The following is a 20,198-nucleotide window of genomic DNA, read 5'->3' on the forward strand; positions in this document are numbered from 1 at the left end:
CACGGGCCCGCATGGCGGTCCACCAGTTGATCCCGAGCTTCGGCCCCGGCGATGCCTCCGGGCAGGCCGCGCTGCACCTTCAACTCCTGCTGCGCCGCATGGGGCACGCGGGCGACATCTACGCGGAGGAGGTCGGCGCGGGCCTGGAGGGCATGGCCCGCCACGTCTTCGCGCTGCGCCCGAAACCGGACGACCTCGTCCTGTACCACCATGGCATCGCGTCCCCCTTGAGCGGACGTCTGATGCACATGGACTGCAAGCGCGGCGTGGTGTTCCACAACATCAGCCCCGCGCGCTTCTACCCGGGCACGCCGCTGGAGCACGCGCTGGTCGCGGGCCGCGCGCAGGTCGCCGCGATGGCGCCCTTCCTGGACGTGTCCATCGGGGACTCGGACTACAACTGCGCGGAGCTGCGCGTCGCGGGCCACCGCAACGTGCACACCGTGCAGCTCTTCATCGAACCGGAGCGCTTCGCTGCCTCCGGCGCGGACGCGGAGATGCTCGCGGGCCTGTCGGGTCCCGGCCCCACCCTGGTGTCGGTGAGCCGGGTGATGCCGCACAAGCGCTTCGAGGATCTGCTCGCGCTGCACCGCGAACTCCTGCGGATCCGCCCACAGGCGCGCCTGCTGCTCGTCGGCGGGTACGAAGCGGGCAGCCGCTACTTCAAGGGGCTCCAGAAAGAGGCGAAGGCCCTGGGCGGGGTGGAGTTCCTGGGCCGCCTGACGCATGCGCAGTTGGTGTCCGTGTACCGCTCCGCGTCCGTGTTCGTCTCCATGAGCGAGCACGAGGGCTTCAGCGTGCCCATCATCGAGGCCATGGCCTCGCAGGTGCCGGTGATGGCGTACGCGGCGGCGGCCGTGCCGGAGACGATGGGCGGCGCGGGCATCGGGTTCGACCAGAAGCGCTTCGCGTTCCTCGCGGAGCTGGCGGTGGACCTGAGCGAGGACCTCGCGCTGCGCCAGTCCGTCATCGAAGGCCAGACGCGCCGGCTCCAGCACTTCTCCCCCGCCGCCACGCAGGTGTCGCTGGAGAAGGCGCTCGCGGGCGTGGTGCCCCCACCGCCGAGACCCCGCCGGACCCCGAAGCGGCCTCGCGTGGCGCTGGTGGTGCAACGCTACGGAGAGGTGACGGGCGGCGCGGAGAGCCACGCGGCCCAGGTCGCGGAGCGACTGGCGCCGCACTGGGACATCACGGTGCTCACCACCTGCGCGAAGAACCACCTGACGTGGGAGAACGTCTTCCCGCCGGGCGAGGAGCGCATGGGCCGGGTGAAGGTCCTGCGCTTCCCGGTGACGCGCACGCGCAACATGCCCGCGTTCAACGGCCTGTCGGGCCAGGTGTTCGACCGGAGCAACGAGCGGCTGCGCGAGGAGCAGTGGGTGGCGGAGCAGGGCCCGCTGAGCCCGGGCCTCATCGACCATCTCGCCACCACGCAGGACACGTACGACGGCTACCTGTTCTTCACGTACCTCTACGCGCCCACGGTGATGGGGCTGCCGCTGGTGGCGGACCGCGCGATGCTGGTGCCCACCGCGCACGACGAGCCGCCCATCCGCTTCGGCGTCTACGGCGACGTGTTCAACCGGCCCCGGGTGCTGATGTGCAACACGCCAGAGGAGGTCGCCATGTTCGGGCGCTTCCATCCGGAGCACGCGCGGGCACGGGTGGTGGGCGTGGGGGTGCAGGCCCTGCCGGCGGCACCCGAGCGCTTCCGGGAGAAGCACGGCGTGCACGGCCGCTACCTGCTCTACGTGGGCCGGCTGGAGCCGGGCAAGGGCGTACCGGAGCTGCTGACGTTCTACCGCAAGCTGCGGGAGCGCTACGCGGACGCGCCGGAGCTGGTGCTCGCGGGTGAGGCGCACATGGAGCTGCACGGTGAAGGCGTGCGGCACGTGGGGCGCATCGCGGAGCAGGACAAGCACGATGCGCTCGCCGGGGCACTGGCGGTGGTGGTGCCTTCGAAGTTCGAGAGCCTGTCGCTCCTGACGCTGGAGGCGTTCGCGCACGGGACGCCGGTGCTGGTGAACGGGTACTCGGACGTGCTGGTGGGACAGGTGGAGCGCAGTGGCGCGGGCCGGGTGTACCGGGGGCTGGCGTCGTTCATCGAAGGACTGCGCGAAGTGGGCGAGGCCCGCGACGCGCTGGGCAAGCGGGCCCGCACCTACGCGCAGGGACACACGTGGCCCCAGGTGGTCGCGGCGTACCGGGAAGAAATGGCGCGCATCGTCGAGGAGACACACCGATGAAGCTGCTCGGACGGGACATTCCCACGGGGGCCCTGGTGGCCCGCATCGAAGAGCGGCTGCGCACGCGCGGCCTGCCCACGTCGCAGAAGGCGGAGGTGCCGGAGGACGGCGTCGAGCCGCGCGTGGATCCGCTGTCCTTCAACATGCACGCGCTGGAGGAGAACGCGGACACCACGCGCGCCCTGCCCCTGCACACGCACCGTGGAGGCGCGGGCCAGGTGGTCCTCCTGGCCAAGTGGGCCTTCCGCAAGTCGTGCCAGGTGTTGATCAACGAAACGCTGGGCAGGCAGCGCGTGTTCAACGGGCTGGTGCGCGACTCGTACGCCCAGCTCTCCGCGGAGGTCATCCGGCTGCGCCGTGAAGTGGACACGCTGCGCGCCCAGGCCGCCCGGGCCCAGCAGGCGGAAGGCGCACGTCCGGCCAGGGCGCCCGGGTTCGACTCCAGCCGGCACCCGAAGCCGCCCCCGGACATCGAATACGGCCACCCCTCCATGCCCGCGCACGACGGGAACAGCCGTCCGCCGAAACCATCCGCCGCCGCGACCACCCGGCCGCCGAAGCCCCCGCCCGCCATCGACTACGGTCGTCCGGCCCCCACCCCTGGGCCGCGGGAACAGACCGCTCCCACCGAAGGGCCACCCGCGCACGTCCCGGCTTCGGGTACCCCGGCGGCCCCCACTCCGCCATCCCGCGGCGATGCGGGACGTCCCTCCAAGCCCCAGCGTCCGTCACGGCAAGCTCGCGCACAGGGCCCGCAGGACAAGCCCCGCACCGCCGCCACGCGGCCCGTCCGCGCCCAGCAGAAGCGGCCCGCGAAGCCTCCGCGCCCCGCCCGCGAAGTGCCTCCCCGCCCCGAGGGTGCAGCCAGCCCCACCGAGCCCGCCCCCGCGAAGCGTCCCCCCGCGCGCCGCTCCCGGGCGAAGCGCGGCGGCCCGAAGAAGAATTAGCCTCGCGGACGGCGTATCCATCGCAGTCGAAGGGGGAATCCTCGTGCGTTCATGCATCATCGCCCTGGGCCTGCTGACCCTGCTCGGGTCCTCGCCGGCCGGGGCCGCCGGCAATGCCGTCGCGATCATCTGGAAGGGCGCCAAGACCCAGGCCGACGCCGAGGCCGAGAAGAACTACTGGGGTGACCTCGGCAACGTGCTCGAAAAGACGGGCCTGAAGCTCGAGGACGGCTATCCCAAGCTCGTCCAGAGCAAGACCGTGCCCGGTCTCAAGCCCGGCTTCTGGGTGTGGCTCATGGGCGTCTGCGCCCCCGACAAGGCCCCCTCCATCGTCGAGCACATCAAGCTGCTCTCCCCGGAGACCTACTCCCGCGAGGTGAAGGTCCCCGCGAAGAAGTGGTCCTGCCCCCAGCACGAAGGCGCCGCCCTGGAGGCCCGGGAGGAATCCTTTAAGCTGCCTTCCGGCGCAACCCTGCACGCGTTCACCCGACAGGAGCGCGAGAACGAAGAAGAACATGAAGGGCAGTGGGACCGCAGCTCGCGGACCCGGTACCACTTCGTCCTCTTCGGCACGGACGGCGAGGTGCTCGGCTCGGCGGACGCCGTGGGCGAGGAGGATGCCGACCGGAACACGGGCGATGGCCCCCTGGTCTACACCTGCGACACCACGAAACTGGAAGCGTCCAAGGACGGCACCTTCCTCTTCACCCGCAGCTGTGGCGCGGCAGGCGGCGAGTGCGGCGCCTTGGTGTCCGGGGACGAGGTCGTCACCGTGAAGGTGAACGGAAGCACCGTCTCCGCCAGCGAACCGAAGCGCCAGAACGAGCAGTTCGCCGAATGCGACTGAGCGCCCTCAGGGGAACCGGTAGACGGTGACGTAGCCGTCCCGGTGCACCAGCTCTCCACCCAGCTCCTCCTCGATGAACCGGTGACGGACCGGGTGGAAGTAATGGGTCACGTACCACCGGAAGTGGTGCTCCTTGAGGAAGCGCCGCATCTCCGCGCGCTCCTCGGGCGTGACGGGGGCGAAGGCGGAGCGCATCCCCTCCGCCGCGCGGATCAACCGCGAGTCCACCAGGCCCTGCTCGCGCACCGGCAGCCGCGACAGCCGCGCGAAGGACACCGGCTTGCCGTGGAAGATCTGCTCCCACTGACCCAGGATGTTGTCCGTCAGCACCGCCACCGGCATGGGCGCCTGACGGATCTCCTCGAACACCGGTGGCAACCGGGGCACCTCGGGCATGAGCATCGCCAGGCCCCGGTACTCCACGTTGGGAACCAGGGCCACCGCGAGCGCCACCGCCACGCCCAGCCGCGCATCGCGCCGCGACGCCAGGGCCCCCGCGTGCGCCGCCGCGAACGCCACCAGCACCGACAGCGCCAGGAACGTGAGCAGCATGAAGCGCACCGGCATGCCGCCGCGTGAGAACAGCGGCACCACGTGCTTGAAGACCACGTAGGGCATCGGAATCTGCACCTTGAGCGGCTGGCCGAACGCCGTCAGCGGTTCAGACCACGACAGCCAGACCGCGAGCGCCAGGAACAGCACCACGTCCCGCCGCCACACGCGCTCGCGCCACGACGGCACCAGCGCCACGACGAGCCCGATGATGAAGAGCAGCACCACCGGGGACAGCCGGTCCTCCAACCCGATGTTGAGCACCGTCCCCATCGACAACACCGCGAAGCCCAGCCCCAGCCCCAGCCACCGGCGCCCCTCCGGCACGCCCCGCCACAACGCGAAGACGGCCAGCAGCGGCGTCAGCCAGCCCAGGAACGTGCCCGACTCCTCCGCGTTGGTGGCCATCTTCGTCCGCACCAACTCCACGGAGAACTCACGCGCCTTGTCCGGCAGCGACGTCATCCACGCCGAGCGCGTGTCCGGGATGAAGAACGCATAGAGGTCCGTGAAGTAGTCGGAGTCCCCGTGGTGGATCTGCAGCGGCGCGGGGAACGCATGCAGGAGCAGCGGCACGATGGGCGGCACGCACGCGAGCCCCGCGGCCAGCCCCGCCACCGCCGCGCGGCGCATGAGCGGGTCCTTCCACGTGTCCAGCGCCAGCAGCGGCCCCCGCTTCCACCGCTCCGCCACCACCCACAAGAGCGAGAACAGCGCGATGTAGACGAGGTAGTAGTAGTCACACAGCAACACGTACAACGCGGAGACCGCCAGCCCCACCAGCCACCGCCGCTTCCCCTCGTCCAGCCACCGGAAGAAGAAGTAGAGGTAGAGGGGCAGCCCCTCCAGCGCGGAGAGGTTCAGGTGCGCCATCGCGTGCGCCAGGTGGTAGCGCGAGAAGTTGAACACGCACGCGCCCGCCAGCGCCGCCGCCGCCGCAAGCCATGGCCCGTGGCCCGCGCGCTCCAGCAGGTAGCGCAAGAGCAGCCACGACGTGTAGCCCGTCAGCACGAACGAGCCGAAGATCACGATGTTGTACGCCGTCTCCACCGGCATCCACGGCAGCAGCACCACGCCCCAGAGCGTCTTCGCGGGCGCCAGCGTGTGCCAGTACAGCTCCGCCCCCAGCGGCCAGTGCAGCAAGGGCGCGAAGAAGGGGTTCTGCGGCTGCACCCAGAGGGACTGCCGCATCCACCAGAAGTGCCACATGTTCATGTAGACGTCTTCCCGGCCGCCCAGCACGTACCCCTTCATCTGGGACACGAGCGGCCAGGTGTGGAACGCCGACAGCAGGAAGGACACCGCCAGCGCCAGCGGGTGGAGCGCCCACCGCATCCAGCGGGACATGGGGAGGGACATGGTCGCCGGGGGACTCAGAGAGGCCGCTCGGCGGCCATCAGCATGTTGTCACCCAGGTTGAACGGGATGGACCAGCTGGACGGCACGCCCCGCCGCACCAGCTCCAGCACCGGCGCCGCGGGCGTGAAGCTCGCCCCCACCTTCCGCAGCAGGTAGTCCGCGGAGATGATGTGCGTGTACGTCCGGGCATCCGTGACGTGGAAGCCCACCTCCTCCAGCAGCATCGCCAGGGTGCGGCGGCCGAAATAGAAGAGGTGCATGTCCATCAGCCACGGCCACTGCCCGCCCATCACGCGCGCCAGCAGGCTGCCCACGTCGATGGTGGACAGGTAGATGCGGCCCCCGGGGCGCACCAGCTTCAGCGCGGCCTTCAGCTCCTCGCGCGGATCCGCGAAGTGCTCCACCACGTCCCACAGCGTCACCACGTCGTACTGGAGCCCCTTCGCCGCCAGCTCCTTCAAGGGCACGCCGTGCACGGTGAAGCCCAGGCCGCGCGCGTTGTTGCCCGCCCAGCGCGACAGCTCCAACCCCTCCGGGCGGAAGCCCGCGTCCCGCGCCACGTCCAGGAAGTAGCCGCAGTAGGCGCCCACATCCAGCAGCGTGCGCCCCTGGGCCGGGCCCAGCTCGCGCAGCACGCGGCGGAAGGTGTGGTAGCGGTTGTCCTTCTCCGCGACGTAGAGCGGATCCTCCACGTCCTGGTACGCCTGCAGCAGGGCATCCGGCGACTGGATGGGCCACTGGAACATCATCCCGCAGTCCTCGCAGCCCCAGATGGGCGGGTGGCTGCGGTGCCCGAAGGAGGTGCAGTTGTAGGCAGCCGCCCCCTCGGGTTGGGTTCCGGCGACGCGCGCCCGGTGACGCAGCCGCAGGCGCCCTCCCTTGCACAGGTAACAGGCGTCCGGCACAGGGGCCAGGTGCGGTTCGGCGGTGCGGCGAGCTGCGTTGTCCATCATGGCGGCGCACCGTAATCCCAAGGCAGGGCCGCCTCAACACGTCGGATGGGGACAAGCGGGGGCACTGGCGCCCATCGCCTGGACCCATCCTTGCCCGTAAGCCCCCTTGCTTTCCGGACGACACGCCGCGAAATAGGCCCCCTTCCGGAATCGTTGTCCCAGGTTCACCTCCCCCGTCCCGTGACATGCGCGCCTTGAACGAACCCGCCTCCGCCCCTGCTCCCACCCTCCACCTGGGCCTGCCGGGTTTCTCCTTCGAGGACCTGTACCGCCCCAGCGGCCTGCGCCGGCTGGCGGAGCGCTTCGACGCGCAGCTCCAGGGCGACGCCCCGGACCTGTTCCAGGCCTTCGACGCCTACCGCAAGTCCGGAGGCACCACCCCGTCCGGCCCGGCCGAGTCCGACCTGCTCATCCAGGTGGCCCGCCACGTGTCGCGCTTCGTCGCCACCCTGTTCGGCATCGGCACGGAGTCCGAGCGGCTGGCCCGTCACCTGCGCGGGGAGCTGCCCCTTTTCGACTTCAAGCGCGAATTCATCACGCGCCGCGTCTTCAAGAAGGGCGCCCAGGACCGTCCGGCGCTCGCGGAGTTCCCGGCGCTCGACGGCCGCATGCGCCTGCTCATGCAACTGGGCTTCCCGGACGCGCTCGCGCACGGCGACCTGGAGCGCGGCCTCGCGGAGTCCATCCTGACGCTGCTCGACATCGAGCGGCTCTTCTCCGGCAACCTTCCCCCCGCGCAAGCGGAGCGCGCCCCCGCCCTGCGTGAGCAGTGGGCCGCCCTGCGCGTCGCGCTCACCGCCGCCCCCGAGGGTGCGGACGCCTTCGGCTCCAGCCTGGTGACGAAGGGCGACGACGCGGCGGAGCTCCAGGCCGTGCGCGCGCTCCTGTCCCTGGCGGACCGGTGGACGTACGCCCGCGCCCTGCACCCGGAAACGAAGGCGCTCTTCCACACCTGGCCCACGCTGCGGCTGCCCAAGCCCCTGGTGTTCGACCAGTTGGTGCAGTTGCAGCGCCCGGACGCGGACCTGGAGGAGAAGACCGAAGGGCTGGAGCACCACCTGCGCCACCGCGACGGCTTCAAGCTCACCGACCGCCGGGGCACGTCGCGCGACGTGATGAACGAGGTGGACTACTGCGTCATCTGCCACGAGCGGCAGAAGGACTCGTGCTCCAAGGGCTTCCCCGCGAAGGACCCCGTGGCGGAGGGGCACTCGTTCAAGAAGAACCCCCTGGGCATCCCGCTCACCGGCTGCCCGCTGGACGAGCGCATCTCCGAAGCGCACGCGCTCAAGCGCGAGGGTGACTCCGTGGCGGCGCTGGCCATGGTGACGCTGGACAATCCGATGTGCCCGGGCACCGGCCACCGCATCTGCAACGACTGCATGAAGGCGTGCATCTTCCAGAAGCAGGAGCCAGTGAACATCCCGCTGGCGGAGACGGCCACGCTCACCGACGTGCTGGAGCTGCCGTGGGGCTTTGAAATCTACGGCCTGCTCACGCGCTGGAACCCGCTCAACATCCGCCGTCCGTACGCCCTGCCCTACGTGGGCCGCAACGTGATGGTGGTGGGCCTGGGCCCCGCCGGCTACACGCTGTCGCACTACCTGCTCAATGAAGGCTTCGCCGTCACCGGCGTGGACGGCCTCAAGATTGAACCCTTCCCCGACGAACTGGTGGGCCGTGGCGGCCACAAGCTGGCGCCCATCCGCGACTGGCGAGGGCTCACGCGAGAGCTGGACGAGCGCGTGCTGGAGGGCTTCGGCGGCGTGTCCGAGTACGGAATCACCGTGCGCTGGGACAAGAACTTCCTCACGCTCATCCACCTGACGCTCGCGCGCCGCGAGGGTCTGCGCATCTACGGCGGCATCCGCTTCGGCGGCACGTTGACCATGGACGACGCGTGGGCGCTGGGCTTCGACCACGTGGCCATCGCCGCGGGCGCGGGCCGTCCCACCATCATCGGGATGAAGAACAACCTCATCCGGGGCATCCGCAAGGCCTCCGACTTCCTGATGGCGCTCCAGCTCACGGGCGCCTTCAAGCGCGACTCGCTGGCGAACCTCCAGGTGCAGCTGCCGGCCATCGTCATCGGCGGCGGCCTCACCGGCATCGACACCGCCACGGAGCTGATGGCGTATTACCCGGTGCAGGTGGAGAAGACGCTGGAGCGCCACGAGAAGCTGGTGGCGGACCTGGGCGAGGAAGGCGTCGTCGCGCGCCTGGACACCGAGGAGCGCGCCACCTACCAGACCTTCCTGGAGCACGGCCGCGCGGTCCGCGCCGAACGCCAGAAGGCCCAGGCCGAAGGCCGCTCGCCGGACTTCATCCACCTGGTGCGTTCGTGGGGCGGCGTGAGCCTCTGCTACCGCCGCGGCCTCACCGAGTCCCCCGCCTACCGCCTCAACCACGAGGAGGTGACCAAGGCGCTGGAGGAGGGCATCCGGTTCATCGAACGGATGAGCCCCGTGGAGGCGTTGCAGGACGACTCCGGAGCGGTGCGCGCCCTCAAGTTCGAGCGCATGGTGACGGTGGACGGCAAGCTCAAGGGCAGCGGCCAGTTCTTCGAGCTGCCCGCGAAGACGGTGTGCGTGGCCGCGGGCACGTCCCCCAACGTCACGTACGAGAAGGAATACCCGGGCACCTTCCAGCTCGACAAGCGCAAGGAGTACTTCCAGGGCCACGAGCTGGTGGAGGCCACGGACGGTACGCCGGACCGCTTCACGCTCCAGTCGGTGCCGGCCTCGGAGGACCCGGAGGCGAAGGTGGGCTTCTTCACGTCCTACGAGAAGGACGGCCGCTTCGTGTCCTTCTACGGCGACAACCACCCGAGCTACGCGGGCAACGTGGTGAAGGCCATGGCCAGCGCGAAGGACGGGCACCCGCAGGTGGCGCGCCTGTTCGCGAAGGAAGTGGCGGGCCTGGACTTCACCGACGAGGGCGCCCAGGCGGCGCGCGAGGCGAAGCGCACGGAGCACTTCGCGAAGCTGGACGAGGCCTTCCTCGCCACCGTCGTCGCGGTGAACCGCCTGACGCCGACCATCGTGGAGGTGGTGGTGCGCGCGCCCTTCGCGGCGAGCCACTTCCTGCCCGGCCAGTTCTACCGCCTGCAGAACTTCGAGCGGAGCGCCCCCGTCGTGGATGGCGTGCGCCTCACCATGGAGGGCCTGGCCCTCACGGGCGCGTGGGTGGACAAGGAGAAGGGGCTGATGGGCACCATCGTGCTGGAGATGGGCTCCTCGTCCCGCCTGTGCGCCGCGCTCAAGCCCGGCGAGCCCGTCGTGCTGATGGGCCCCACGGGCGCGCCCACCGAAATCGGCCACAACGAGACGGTGGTGCTGGTGGGCGGCGGCCTGGGCAACGCGGTGCTCTTCTCCATCGCGCGCTCGCTCAAGGCCGCGGGCTGCCGCGTCGTCTACTTCGCCGGCTACCGGATGAAGGCGGACTCGTTCAAGCAGGAGGAGATTGAACTGGGCACCGACCAGGTCATCTGGTCCGTGGACGGTGGGGAGCTGCTGGACGTCCGGCGTCCCCAGGACGCGGCCTTCCGGGGCAACGTGGTGCAGGCGATGGTGGCCTACGCCGAAGGCAAACTGGGCGTGGCGCCGGTGATTTCGCTGAGCGAGGTGGACCGCATCATCGCCATCGGCTCGGACCGGATGATGCGCGCGGTGGCCGAGGCGCGGCACGGCATCCTCCAGCCGTACCTGAAGCCCGGGCACGAGGCCATCGGGTCCATCAACTCACCGATGCAGTGCATGATGAAGGAGATCTGCGCCCAGTGTCTCCAGCGGCACGTGGACCCGCTCACCGGCAAGGAGACGTGGGTGTTCTCCTGCTACAACCAGGACCAGCGGTTGGACCACGTGGACTTCGTCAACCTGAACCAGCGCCTGCGCGGCAACACGGTGCTGGAGAAGATGGGCGACACCTTCCTCGCGCAGCTGTTGAAGAAGGCCCCGCACCTCAAGCGCGTGTGAGTCAGTGCCGCACGCCCGCGAAGGCCTTGAGCATGTCCTGATAGTTCTTCGTCAGGTCGGCTTCGCGGGTGAGCACCACGTCCACGTTGGCGTCGCCGAACTCGCGGCGCGCCTCCGGGAGCATCTGGAAGGCGTCCACCTCGCGCCGCATGGACTCCACCTGCGGCGCCAGCTCCTGCTGCTGTTCGGCGGGCATGCGGGCCTGGAGCGCCTCCAGCTTCTTGAGCTCCTCCTCGTACTGGAGCGTGCGGCCCATCTGCCGCTGGCTGATGACGGTCGTGACGACCTCCGCGATGCGGTTGACCTCGTCGGTGGTGAGCCCCGCGGCGGTGCGTGCGTCGGTCTCCGCCTGGGCCTTGCGCTCGATGAGCTTCAGGCCGGAGCGGGCCGCCTCCAGCGCCTTGGGCGTGCCCGCGTCCATCAGCGGCCCCATGTCCTGCAGGCCCCGCATCAGCGAGCCGTAGACCTCCAGCATCTTGCGCTGGTAGCCCACGTACGCATCCAGCTTGGCCTTCGTCACCGTGTAGGGACCGTCCCCGTCAGGGCCTGCGACTGCCTCGCCCTCCAGGCGGGCGACCGTCTGCCCTCCTTCGGTGCCAGCCTCCGGGCCCTCTCCGACCGTATCCTTGCGACACGCGGAGAGCATGACGACCACGGGCAACCACCACCACAGCTTGCGCATGCCACCTCCAGGGACCGCCACCGGCGTGGGGCAGTGTATGCTTCGACGGGCCTCCGCGAGCGCCGGTTGCCGAACGCCGACTCCCCGTCGCCTGTTCCGGCCACTGAACATTCGCCTCATTACCTTTGACCTACCGGGCCACGGTCATGTACGAACCGCGGGCTTGTCGCGTTCAGTGGAGGGACTTTGAGGATTTTCCTGGTAAGGCACGGCGAAGCGGACGCGGAGAGCCCCGAGGGTCTCGGCGACGAGGCGCGCGCGCTGACCGCGAAGGCCCGTGCGAACATTGCTCAGCACTTCGCGTCGCTGTCGGAGCGCATGGGGCCCATCAACCTCATCCTCACCAGCCCGCTGGTGCGCACCGTTCAGACGGCGCAGATCCTCTCCTTCTCGACGAAGCATGACGGACTCCTGCGCGTGCACCGCAGCCTGCTGCCGGACATGCCGGTGGGCGCCGTGGAGCCGGTGCTCAAGGAGTACAACGACGAGAACCTCGTCCTCGTCGGCCATCAGCCCTCCATGGGCGCGTTGGCGGCGCACCTCCTGGGGATGCAGTCGTTCCCCAAGCCGGTGAACCCGGGTACGGTCATCGCGATGGAGTGGCCGGAGACGCCCACCAGCACCGAGGACCAGGTCCCCGGCGAGAAGGGTGAGAACCCCCCCGCCCAGCACCTGAAGTTCCTGTTCTACGCCGCCCCTGGCCAGCAGGTCCTCGACGTCATCCAGTGACGTCGGGAACCCGGCCATGATGGACGAAGTCCGCTACAACCCGCTCGTCGCCGCTGCGTTCAAGCGCATCCTGGCGGCGGCGGATGCCTTCGATCCGGACGTGCTGGAAGCCGACGTCACCGGCGACATGGTGACGCTGACGGCCGCCTCCCGTGAGAAGTGCATCATCAACACCCAGCGCGCCGTCCGGCAGCTCTGGGTGGCCGGCCAGGGCCAGGGCATCCACTTCGACTACGACGAAGCCTCGCGCACCTGGAAGGACGACAAGGGCAAGGGGCTGGAGCTGTTCGCCTTCGTCGCGGGCGTCGTGAAGCACCTCACCGGCCAGGATCTCGCCTACCCCTCCTGAGTGCCGGGGCCCGCCTGGGCCACCACCACGCTGTCGCCCCCGCCCGCCTGGGCCCGGCGCAGCGCATCCCCTGCTTCCTTCAAGAGCCCTCCGAAGCTGAGGCCCGCGCCCTGCGTGAGCGCCTTGGTGCCCCCCGCCGGGGGTTCGGACACCGCCACGCCCACGGACGCCGTGGCGCCCGGCAAGGCCTTCAGGGCGTGCATCCGTTCGAGCAGCCGCTCCGCCACCACCCGGGCTCCAGAGCGCGGCGTATGGGGCAGGAACACCACGAAGCGGCTGTCCGCGAAGGGCACCACCACGTCGATGTCCCGCACCCCCGCCGTCAGGAGCCCCAGCGCCTCCGCGAGCAACGCGGTGCGCGCCTGCGGGGCAAGGCTCAGGGTGTGTTCGGTGAAGCGGTCCACCTCCACCAGCAGCAGGGAGATGGGGTAGCGGTAGCGCCGGCTGCGCTTCACCTCCATCAGCAAGAGGCGCTTGAGGAAGTCGAAGTCCGGGGAGGAGCTCACCGCGAACAGGTCCGTGCGGGAGGCCCGCCGCTCCGGAAGGCCTCCGGGACGGGCCGGGATGGCGACGGCCGAAGCGGCGGCAGCGGCCTCCGGGGCCACAGGACGCGTCCCTGCCTCCGCCAGGCGCAGCACCAGGCTCACGCACGTCACGACGGTGCCGCGCTTGAGGGGCCCCACCAGGCACCCTTCCGCCCCGGCTTCGGCGGCGCGGGTGTCCGCGTGCTCCTCGTCCGGCGGGTACACCAGCAGGACAGGCAGCCGGGAGCCCTTCTGACGCAGCTCCTGGCAGAGGGCTTCCCCGTCCACGGGAAGGCTCGCGGACGCCACGAGCACTCCCGGCGGACGGTCTTCCAGCAGGCGGCGCGCTTCCGCGGCGCTGCCCACCCAGGCCACCTCGTGGCCGACGCCCTCCAGGAACCGGCGCAGGGCGCTGGCGACGGGAGCGGACGGTTCGGCCAGGAGGACGGTGGCCATCAGACCTTCATGACCTCTGCTTCCTTGGCCGCGTAGATCTTGTCGACCTCCTTGATGCCCGCGGCCGTCTTGTCCTCCACGTCCTTGGTGAAGCGCTTGAGGTCGTCCTCGGTGATCTTCTTGTCCTTCTGCTGGCCCTTGAGGGCCTCCAGGATGTCGCGCCGGTGGTTGCGGATGGCCACCTTGTGGTCCTCCGCCTTGGTCTTCACCTGCTTGACGATCTCCTTGCGGCGCTCCTCGGTGAGCGGCGGGAAGGGCAGACGGATCATTTCGCCGTCGTTCATCGGGTTGATGCCCAGGTCCGACTGACGCAGGGCCTTCTCGATGTCCTTCAGGACGCTCTTGTCCCAGGGCTTGATGGTGATGAGCCGGGGCTCGGGCGCGTTGATGCTGGCCACGCCCGCCAGCGGCGTCAGCGTGCCGTACTGGTCCACCCGGATGTTGTCGAGGATGGCGGTGCTCGCGCGGCCGGTGCGCACCTTGGTGAGCTCCCGCTTGAGGTCTTCCAGCGTCTTGTCGATACGAGGCTTCAGTTCCGCGACGGTGTCAGCCATTGCAGTCTCCTCCAGAAGCTTGTGTCAGCCCTGTTCGGGGTTTCAGGCCCAGACCGTCTCGGTGGCCCCGACGACGGTGCCAAACTCACCCTGCTTGCCCATGACGGCGCGGTGGATGTTCCCGCGCGTGCCCAGGTCGAACACGATGATGGGCAGCTTGTTGTCCATGCACAGCGAGATGGCCGTGGAGTCCATCACGCTGAGGTTCTGCTTGAGCACGTCCATGTACGTCAGCGTCCGGTAGCGCCGCGCCGTGGGGTCCTTCTTCGGGTCGGCGTTGTAGACGCCATCCACCTTGGTAGCCTTGAGGATGACCTGCGCGTTGATTTCCATCGCGCGCAGCGACGCGGCCGTGTCGGTGGTGAAGTACGGGTTGCCCGTGCCCGCGGCGAAGATGACGACGCGGCCCTTCTCCAGGTGGCGCACCGCGCGCCGGCGGATGTAGGGCTCGGCGATCTGCTCCATCTTGATGGCGGACTGCACGCGCGTCTTCAGGCCCTGCTTCTCCAGCGCGTCCTGCATCGCCATGGAGTTGATGCAGGTGGCGAGCATGCCCATGTAGTCGGCGCTCGCGCGGTCCATGCCTTCCGTCGCACCGGCCACGCCGCGGAAGATATTGCCTCCGCCAATGACGACGGCCAGCTCGATTCCCGCCCGGGACAGCTCGGCGATTTCTTCAGCGATGCGCGTGAGGGTGGGGGGGTGGATGCCGTACTTCCCCTCGCCCATCAGGGCTTCGCCCGAAAGTTTGAGGAGGATGCGCTTGTAGGGAGAGGTGGATTCGGACATACGCGACCGCTTCTATCCCCCGCCCCGCGCCCGATCAACGACGGAAGTCGTGCCCAGGGCCGCACCGTCCGATGCCGGGCGTCCGGACGCCCTGGAGTGGGGTCCAGGAATACCGAGGGCCGCGCCCCCGGAGCTTCCCTGTGAGGGGAAACCCCGAGCACGCGGCCCCGGGTGCGGCAGGACGGCGAAGCGCGCTTAGGCCTGGCCCAGCGTCTTGGCGACCTCGGCGGCGAGGTCGTCCTTCTTCTTCTCAATGCCCTCGCCCACTTCGTAGCGGACGAAGCGGCGCACGGAGACCTTCTCGCCAATCTTCGCGGCGCGCTCGGTGATCATCTCACCGACCTTCTTCTTGTCGTCCTTCACCCAGATCTGATCCACCAGGCAGACGCCCTCGTAGTACTTCTCCATCTTGCCCACGAGGATCTTCTCCAGCATCGCCTCGGGCTTGCCCTGCTGCTTGAGCAGCTCGCGCTGGATCTCCTTCTCCTTGTCCATCGCGTCCTGCGGCACTTCCTCGCGGCGCACGAACTTGGGGCTGGCCGCGGCGATCTGCATGGCCACGTCCTTCGCCAGTTCCTGGAAGTCGGTGTTGCGCGCGACGAAGTCCGTCTCGCAGTTGACCTCCACGATGACGCCGATACGGCCGCCGTGGATGTAGCTGGTGACGATGCCTTCGGCGGCGACGCGGCCTTCCTTGCCGGCGGCGCGCGAGATGCCCTTCTTGCGCAGCCATTCCTCGGCCTTCACGAAGTCACCCGCCGACTCCGACAGGGCCTTCTTGCAGTCCATCAAGCCCGCGCCGGTCCGCTCGCGGAGGTCCTTCACCATCTGGGCGCTGATCTCAGCCATGTGCGTCTCTCTCTATCTTTGCTCCGAGCACGGCGGCGTGCGCCGTGGGCGGAAGCCATGAGTTCAGGGGGTACCGCTGGAACGAAAAAACGGAGACGGCCGGACAGCGGGCCTTGGAAGGTGCCGCCCGGCCGACTCCGGAAGCTGCGTGGGAAGCGAGGACGCGGCGACTACTCGGCCGACGGCGTCTCGCCACCCTCGGCGGGGGCAGCGGCGGGCTGCTCGACGGCGACGGGGGCGGCAGCGCCCTTCATCTCCACGAGGGGGCCACGGCGCTCGCCGCCACGGTCACCACCACCACCCCGGCGGTCATCGCGGTCGCGGCGGTCGTTGCGGCGGGGACCCCGGCGATCATCGCGGTCGCGGCGGTCGTCACGGCCCTCACGCTCCTCCTGCTCGTCGCGCTCGGCGGCGCCGGACGCACGGTAGCGCGCCGCACCCTCAAGGCACGCGTCCGCGATCTTCGACGTGAAGAGCTTGATGGAGCGGATGGCGTCGTCGTTGCCCGGGATGACGAAGTCGATGCCGTCCGGATCGCAGTTCGTGTCCACCAGACCAATCAACGGGATGCCCAGGCGGGTGGCCTCGTGGATGGCGATGTGCTCCTTCTTCGGGTCGATGATGAAGACGCAGCGGGGCAGCTTCGCCATGTCCTTCACGCCGCCCAGGTTCTTCTCCAGCTTCTCGCGCTCACGGTCGAGCTGGGCGACTTCCTTCTTGGGCAGGCGCTCGAAGGTGCCGTCCTCGGCCATCTTCTCCAGCATCTTGAGGCGGTCGATGCCCTGCTTGATGGTCTTGAAGTTCGTCAGCGTGCCACCCAGCCAGCGGCTGGTGACGAAGAACTGACCGGCGCGCGCGGCCTCCTCGCGGATGACGTCCTGCGCCTGCTTCTTGGTGCCGACGAAGAGCACCGACCCGCCACGGGCCGTGATGTCCGCGACGAAGCGGAAGGCCGACCGGGCCATCGTCACGGTCTTCTGCAGGTCGATGATGTAGATGCCGTTACGGGCACCGAAGATGTAGGGCTTCATCTTCGGGTTCCAGCGCTTGGTCTGGTGGCCGAAGTGGACGCCGGCCTCGAGCAGCTGGCGCATCGTGATGCCGCTCGCGGCGGCCATCGCCTGGGCCTGCGTCTGCGTATCCTGCTGGGTTTCCATGGTGCGTGTACCTTCCGGTTGTGTTCCGCCACGCGCGTTGTGGAGTTCCCGGCCCTGGCCCTTCCACCTGGAGGGGCACCGGAGACCGGCACGCACGTGTGAGTAGTGGGTGCTTCGACTGCCTTCGGGCGTACGGCCCGGCCCCTACATAACAGGGCGCGGGGTCCTTAGCAGAACGCTCAAGAGGGGCGCAAGCTTCAGCACTCCGCCCTTCCGGGTTCTCCGGGTCCAAGCCCGCTCCCCTCCCCTGCGGCCGTCCGGGAAAGCGACCGGCGCGGCCTCCGCTCCCCTTGGCAGGGAGGGCGACCGCGCCGGAGGGCACGTCAGGGCTTCAGGCGGAAACTAGGCGTTGGCCTCGTTGGCGCCGTGGCACTTCTTGTACTTGCGGCCGCTGCCGCAGGGGCAGGGGTCGTTGCGGCCCACACGGGGGGCATCGGAGGAGGCCGCGGCGGCCGCGCGCTGGGCGACGGGCGTGGCGGTGGCCTCCTCGATCTTCCCTTCCGCGTCCGCGCGGCCTTCCACGGCCTTCTGCTGCTGCTGGGCGAGCTGCCGCTGGATGCGAGCGGTCTCCTCCGCCGCGCTGGAGGCGGAGCGGGCCTGGACGCGCATCATCTGGCTGACGAACTGCGTCTTGATGGCGGAGAGCATCTGGATGAAGCCCTGGTAGCCCTCCTTCTTGTACTCCTGCTTCGGGTCCTTCTGGCCGTAGCCGCGCAGGCCGATGCCCTGACGCAGGTGGTCCATGGCCAGCAGGTGGTCCTTCCAGAGCTGGTCGATGGTGGCCAGGTACCGGTACTGCAGGAAGCGCATGAAGTCTTCGCTGAACTCCTGCTCGCGGGCGGTGAAGACCTTCTCCGCCGCCGCGTAGATCTGATCCTGGAGTTCGTCGCGGTTGCCCGTGCCCTCGAAGCTCATCTCCAGGTTGAAGGACTCCTTCACCGCCGCGGACAGCGAGGCGATGTCCCAGGTGTCGGAGCTGCGCGTGGGGGCGTAGGTGTCCGTCAGGGACACGACGACGTCCTCCACCGCGTCCAGCACCATCTCCCGGAAGTCCGCCCAGGTGATGACGCGCTCGGAGCGCGTCTTGACGCGAGTCTTCAGGTCCTCCTCGTACTCCACCAGCGGCATGCCGGCACCGGAAGCCAGCACCTGACGGCGCAGCTTGTAGATGGTGCGCCGCTGCTGGTTCATCACGTCGTCGTACTCGAGCAGGTTCTTGCGCTGGTCGAAGTTGTGACCTTCGACCCGCTTCTGCGCGCCCTCGATGGCCCGCGACAGCCAGATGTGCTCGATGACCTCGCCCTCTTCCATGCCCAGGCGCTCCATCAGCGTCTGGATGCGCTCGGACCCGAAGATGCGCATCAGGTCGTCTTCGAGCGACAGGAAGAAGCGGCTGCCGCCCGGGTCACCCTGGCGGCCGGCGCGGCCACGCAGCTGGTTGTCGACGCGGCGGGACTCGTGGCGCTCGGTGCCGATGATGAAGAGGCCGCCCGCGGCCATGACGTCCGCGCGCTCCTGCTTCGTCAGCTCCTCGTTCTTCGCCTTGGTCTCGGCGAAGCGCGCTTCCCAGTCCGCCTGGGCGGCCTGGTAGGCGGTCATGTCCACCGGCTGGCCGTCCGACGACTCGGGGACTTCCGGCGGCGAGCCCATGGCGCTCTTGGTCATCACCTCGGGGTTGCCGCCCAGGAGGATGTCCGTGCCTCGGCCGGCCATGTTGGTGGAGATGGTGACCGCGCCCTTGCGGCCGGCCTGCGCGACGATGTCGGCTTCGCGCTGGTGGGCCTTGGCGTTGAGGACGTTGTGCGGCACGCCGCGCTTCTTGAGGAAGTTGGCGACCACTTCGCTCTTGGCGATGGACACCGTGCCCACGAGCACCGGCTGGCCGGCCTTGTGCAGCTCTTCAATCTGCGCGGCGACGGCCTCGAACTTCTCGCGCTCCGTCTTGTAGACCACGTCCTGCTGGTCCAGACGCACCGCCGGCCGGTTGGTCGGGATGACGCGCACGTCCAGGTTGTAGATCTTCGCAAACTCTTCGGCTTCCGTGTCCGCGGTGCCCGTCATGCCGGACAGCTTGGAGTACATGCGGAAGTAGTTCTGGAACGAGACCGTGGCGAGCGTCTGGTTCTCGTTTTCAATCTTCACGCCCTCCTTGGCCTCGATGGCCTGGTGGAGACCGTCCGACCAGCGCCGGCCCGGCATGAGGCGGCCGGTGAACTCGTCGACGATCTGCACCTCGCCGTCCTTCACCACGTAGTCCTTGTCGCGCTTGTAGAGCGTGTGCGCGCGCAGGGCCTGTTCGACGTGGTGGAGGGTTTCGATTTCGCCCGGGTCGTAGAGGTTGCCGACGCTCAGGCGCTTCTGGAGCTTGTCGATGCCGTCGTCGGTGAGGGCCACCGCGCGGTGCTTCTCATCCAGGGTGTAGTCCTGGTCCGGAACAAGGCCCGGGATGACCTGATCCACCCGGTAGTACTTGTCGGTGCTGTCCTCGGTGGGCCCGGAGATGATGAGCGGCGTGCGGGCCTCGTCGATGAGGATGGAGTCCACTTCGTCGACGATGGCGTAGTTGAGCTCCCGCTGGACGTAGTCCTGCAGACGGAACTTCATGTTGTCGCGCAGGTAGTCGAAGCCGAACTCGTTGTTCTGCCCGTAGGTGATGTCCGAGCGGTACGACTCCTGCCGCTGCTTGTCGGACAGCTCGTGGAGCACGCAGCCCGTCGTCATGCCCAAGAACTTGTAGACGCGGCCCATCCACTCGGCGTCGCGGCGGGCCAGGTAGTCGTTCACGGTGACGACGTGGACGCCCCGGCCGGACAGCGCGTTGAGGTAGGAGGGCAGCGTCGCGGTGAGCGTCTTGCCTTCACCGGTGCGCATCTCCGCGATGCAGCCCTCGTGCAGGAAGACGCCGCCCACCAACTGGACGTCATAGTGGCGCTGGCCGATGACCCGGCTCGACGCCTCGCGAGTGAGCGCGAAGGCCTCGAAGAGCAGCTCGTCCAGGGGACGGCCGTTCTGGATCTCCTGCTTCATCCGGGCGGTCTCGCGCGCGAAGTCCTCGTCCTTGAGGGCCTTCATGCGGGGTTCCAGCTCGTTGATGCGAGCAATCTTCAGTCGGGCCTTCTTGAGCTCGCGCTCATTCTTCGTCCCGATGAGCTTCTTTAGCGTCCATTCAATCATGTTGGCTCTCTCGCCGGAGAATCCTCGAAGGAAGGCGGCGAGTGAAGGGAATTC

General features: G+C 69.0%; 15 protein-coding genes. 6 read left to right on the forward strand and 9 right to left on the reverse strand.

The window, feature by feature from the left end; genetic code table 11:
• The first annotated feature begins 11 nt into the window (after positions 1–11).
• The 3 genes from OV208_RS32615 to OV208_RS32625 are packed head-to-tail and all read left to right on the forward strand — an operon-like array spanning position 12 to position 4,040.
• Entirely contained in the window at positions 12–2,246 is a 2,235-nt protein-coding gene (locus tag OV208_RS32615) for a glycosyltransferase family 4 protein (RefSeq protein ID WP_267577828.1), read from the forward strand.
• Positions 2,243–3,193 (forward strand): hypothetical protein, encoded by a 951-nt coding sequence (locus OV208_RS32620; protein ID WP_267577829.1) that lies wholly within the window; start codon positions 2,243–2,245, stop codon positions 3,191–3,193. Before OV208_RS32615 ends, OV208_RS32620 begins: the two co-directional genes overlap by 4 nt.
• Positions 3,194–3,236: 43 nt before the next feature.
• On the forward strand, positions 3,237–4,040 hold the full coding sequence (locus OV208_RS32625; RefSeq protein ID WP_267577830.1) for a hypothetical protein: 804 nt from the start codon (positions 3,237–3,239) through the stop codon (positions 4,038–4,040).
• Between the two features lie 6 nt (positions 4,041–4,046).
• Here the strand turns inward: OV208_RS32625 and OV208_RS32630 are convergent, their stop codons facing one another.
• Both OV208_RS32630 and OV208_RS32635 read right to left on the reverse strand, forming a co-directional pair.
• Positions 4,047–5,951 (reverse strand): hypothetical protein, encoded by a 1,905-nt coding sequence (locus OV208_RS32630; protein WP_267577831.1) that lies wholly within the window; start codon positions 5,949–5,951, stop codon positions 4,047–4,049.
• A 14-nt stretch (positions 5,952–5,965) separates the two neighbouring features.
• Complete coding sequence (locus OV208_RS32635) at positions 5,966–6,904, reverse strand: class I SAM-dependent methyltransferase (protein WP_267577832.1); 939 nt, start codon at positions 6,902–6,904, stop codon at positions 5,966–5,968.
• Between the two features lie 185 nt (positions 6,905–7,089).
• Here OV208_RS32635 and OV208_RS32640 point away from each other — a divergent pair, with 185 nt between their 5' ends.
• Complete coding sequence (locus OV208_RS32640) at positions 7,090–10,881, forward strand: FAD-dependent oxidoreductase (RefSeq protein ID WP_267577833.1); 3,792 nt, start codon at positions 7,090–7,092, stop codon at positions 10,879–10,881.
• A 1-nt stretch (position 10,882) separates the two neighbouring features.
• Here the strand turns inward: OV208_RS32640 and OV208_RS32645 are convergent, their stop codons facing one another.
• Entirely contained in the window at positions 10,883–11,563 is a 681-nt protein-coding gene (locus tag OV208_RS32645) for a hypothetical protein (RefSeq protein ID WP_267577834.1), read from the reverse strand.
• A 186-nt stretch (positions 11,564–11,749) separates the two neighbouring features.
• Here OV208_RS32645 and OV208_RS32650 point away from each other — a divergent pair, with 186 nt between their 5' ends.
• Both OV208_RS32650 and cyaY read left to right on the forward strand, forming a co-directional pair.
• Positions 11,750–12,292: a SixA phosphatase family protein gene (locus tag OV208_RS32650; RefSeq protein WP_120543373.1), complete on the forward strand. Its 543-nt coding sequence runs from the start codon at positions 11,750–11,752 to the stop codon at positions 12,290–12,292.
• A gap of 16 nt (positions 12,293–12,308) precedes the next feature.
• Positions 12,309–12,641, forward strand: a complete 333-nt coding sequence (cyaY, locus tag OV208_RS32655) for an iron donor protein CyaY (RefSeq protein WP_267577835.1) — start codon at positions 12,309–12,311, stop codon at positions 12,639–12,641.
• Here cyaY and OV208_RS32660 read toward each other — a convergent pair.
• From OV208_RS32660 to secA, 6 genes are all read right to left on the reverse strand, one after another.
• Positions 12,629–13,621 carry a diguanylate cyclase gene (locus tag OV208_RS32660; protein WP_267577836.1) on the reverse strand — a complete coding sequence of 331 codons (993 nt, stop codon included), beginning with the start codon at positions 13,619–13,621 and terminating at the stop codon, positions 12,629–12,631. The genes cyaY and OV208_RS32660 overlap by 13 nt on opposite strands.
• Positions 13,621–14,175 (reverse strand): ribosome recycling factor, encoded by a 555-nt coding sequence (gene frr, locus OV208_RS32665; protein ID WP_120543370.1) that lies wholly within the window; start codon positions 14,173–14,175, stop codon positions 13,621–13,623. The genes OV208_RS32660 and frr overlap by 1 nt, the downstream gene beginning before the upstream one ends.
• 42 nt (positions 14,176–14,217) lie before the next feature.
• Positions 14,218–14,964, reverse strand: a complete 747-nt coding sequence (gene pyrH / locus OV208_RS32670; RefSeq protein ID WP_267577837.1) for a UMP kinase — start codon at positions 14,962–14,964, stop codon at positions 14,218–14,220.
• 195 nt (positions 14,965–15,159) lie between these two features.
• Positions 15,160–15,813 carry a translation elongation factor Ts gene (gene tsf / locus OV208_RS32675; RefSeq protein ID WP_267577838.1) on the reverse strand — a complete coding sequence of 218 codons (654 nt, stop codon included), beginning with the start codon at positions 15,811–15,813 and terminating at the stop codon, positions 15,160–15,162.
• A 170-nt stretch (positions 15,814–15,983) separates the two neighbouring features.
• On the reverse strand, positions 15,984–16,970 hold the full coding sequence (gene rpsB, locus OV208_RS32680) for a 30S ribosomal protein S2 (protein WP_267577839.1): 987 nt from the start codon (positions 16,968–16,970) through the stop codon (positions 15,984–15,986).
• A gap of 342 nt (positions 16,971–17,312) precedes the next feature.
• Positions 17,313–20,144 (reverse strand): preprotein translocase subunit SecA, encoded by a 2,832-nt coding sequence (gene secA / locus OV208_RS32685; RefSeq protein ID WP_267577840.1) that lies wholly within the window; start codon positions 20,142–20,144, stop codon positions 17,313–17,315.
• Positions 20,145–20,198: the final 54 nt, after the last annotated feature.

Source organism: Corallococcus sp. bb12-1, from assembly GCF_026626765.1.
Lineage (GTDB): Bacteria > Myxococcota > Myxococcia > Myxococcales > Myxococcaceae > Corallococcus > Corallococcus terminator.

Coding starts and splice junctions, on each gene's coding strand:
- OV208_RS32640 (WP_267577833.1), top strand. CDS start 7,090: ATGCGCGCCTTGAACGAACCCGCCTCCGCCCCTGCTCCCACCCTCCAC.
- OV208_RS32645 (WP_267577834.1), bottom strand. CDS start 11,563: ATGCGCAAGCTGTGGTGGTGGTTGCCCGTGGTCGTCATGCTCTCCGCG.
- OV208_RS32620 (WP_267577829.1), top strand. CDS start 2,243: ATGAAGCTGCTCGGACGGGACATTCCCACGGGGGCCCTGGTGGCCCGC.
- OV208_RS32660 (WP_267577836.1), bottom strand. CDS start 13,621: ATGGCCACCGTCCTCCTGGCCGAACCGTCCGCTCCCGTCGCCAGCGCC.
- OV208_RS32630 (WP_267577831.1), bottom strand. CDS start 5,951: ATGTCCCTCCCCATGTCCCGCTGGATGCGGTGGGCGCTCCACCCGCTG.
- rpsB (WP_267577839.1), bottom strand. CDS start 16,970: ATGGAAACCCAGCAGGATACGCAGACGCAGGCCCAGGCGATGGCCGCC.
- secA (WP_267577840.1), bottom strand. CDS start 20,144: ATGATTGAATGGACGCTAAAGAAGCTCATCGGGACGAAGAATGAGCGC.
- pyrH (WP_267577837.1), bottom strand. CDS start 14,964: ATGTCCGAATCCACCTCTCCCTACAAGCGCATCCTCCTCAAACTTTCG.
- OV208_RS32635 (WP_267577832.1), bottom strand. CDS start 6,904: ATGATGGACAACGCAGCTCGCCGCACCGCCGAACCGCACCTGGCCCCT.
- frr (WP_120543370.1), bottom strand. CDS start 14,175: ATGGCTGACACCGTCGCGGAACTGAAGCCTCGTATCGACAAGACGCTG.
- tsf (WP_267577838.1), bottom strand. CDS start 15,813: ATGGCTGAGATCAGCGCCCAGATGGTGAAGGACCTCCGCGAGCGGACC.
- OV208_RS32615 (WP_267577828.1), top strand. CDS start 12: ATGGCGGTCCACCAGTTGATCCCGAGCTTCGGCCCCGGCGATGCCTCC.
- cyaY (WP_267577835.1), top strand. CDS start 12,309: ATGATGGACGAAGTCCGCTACAACCCGCTCGTCGCCGCTGCGTTCAAG.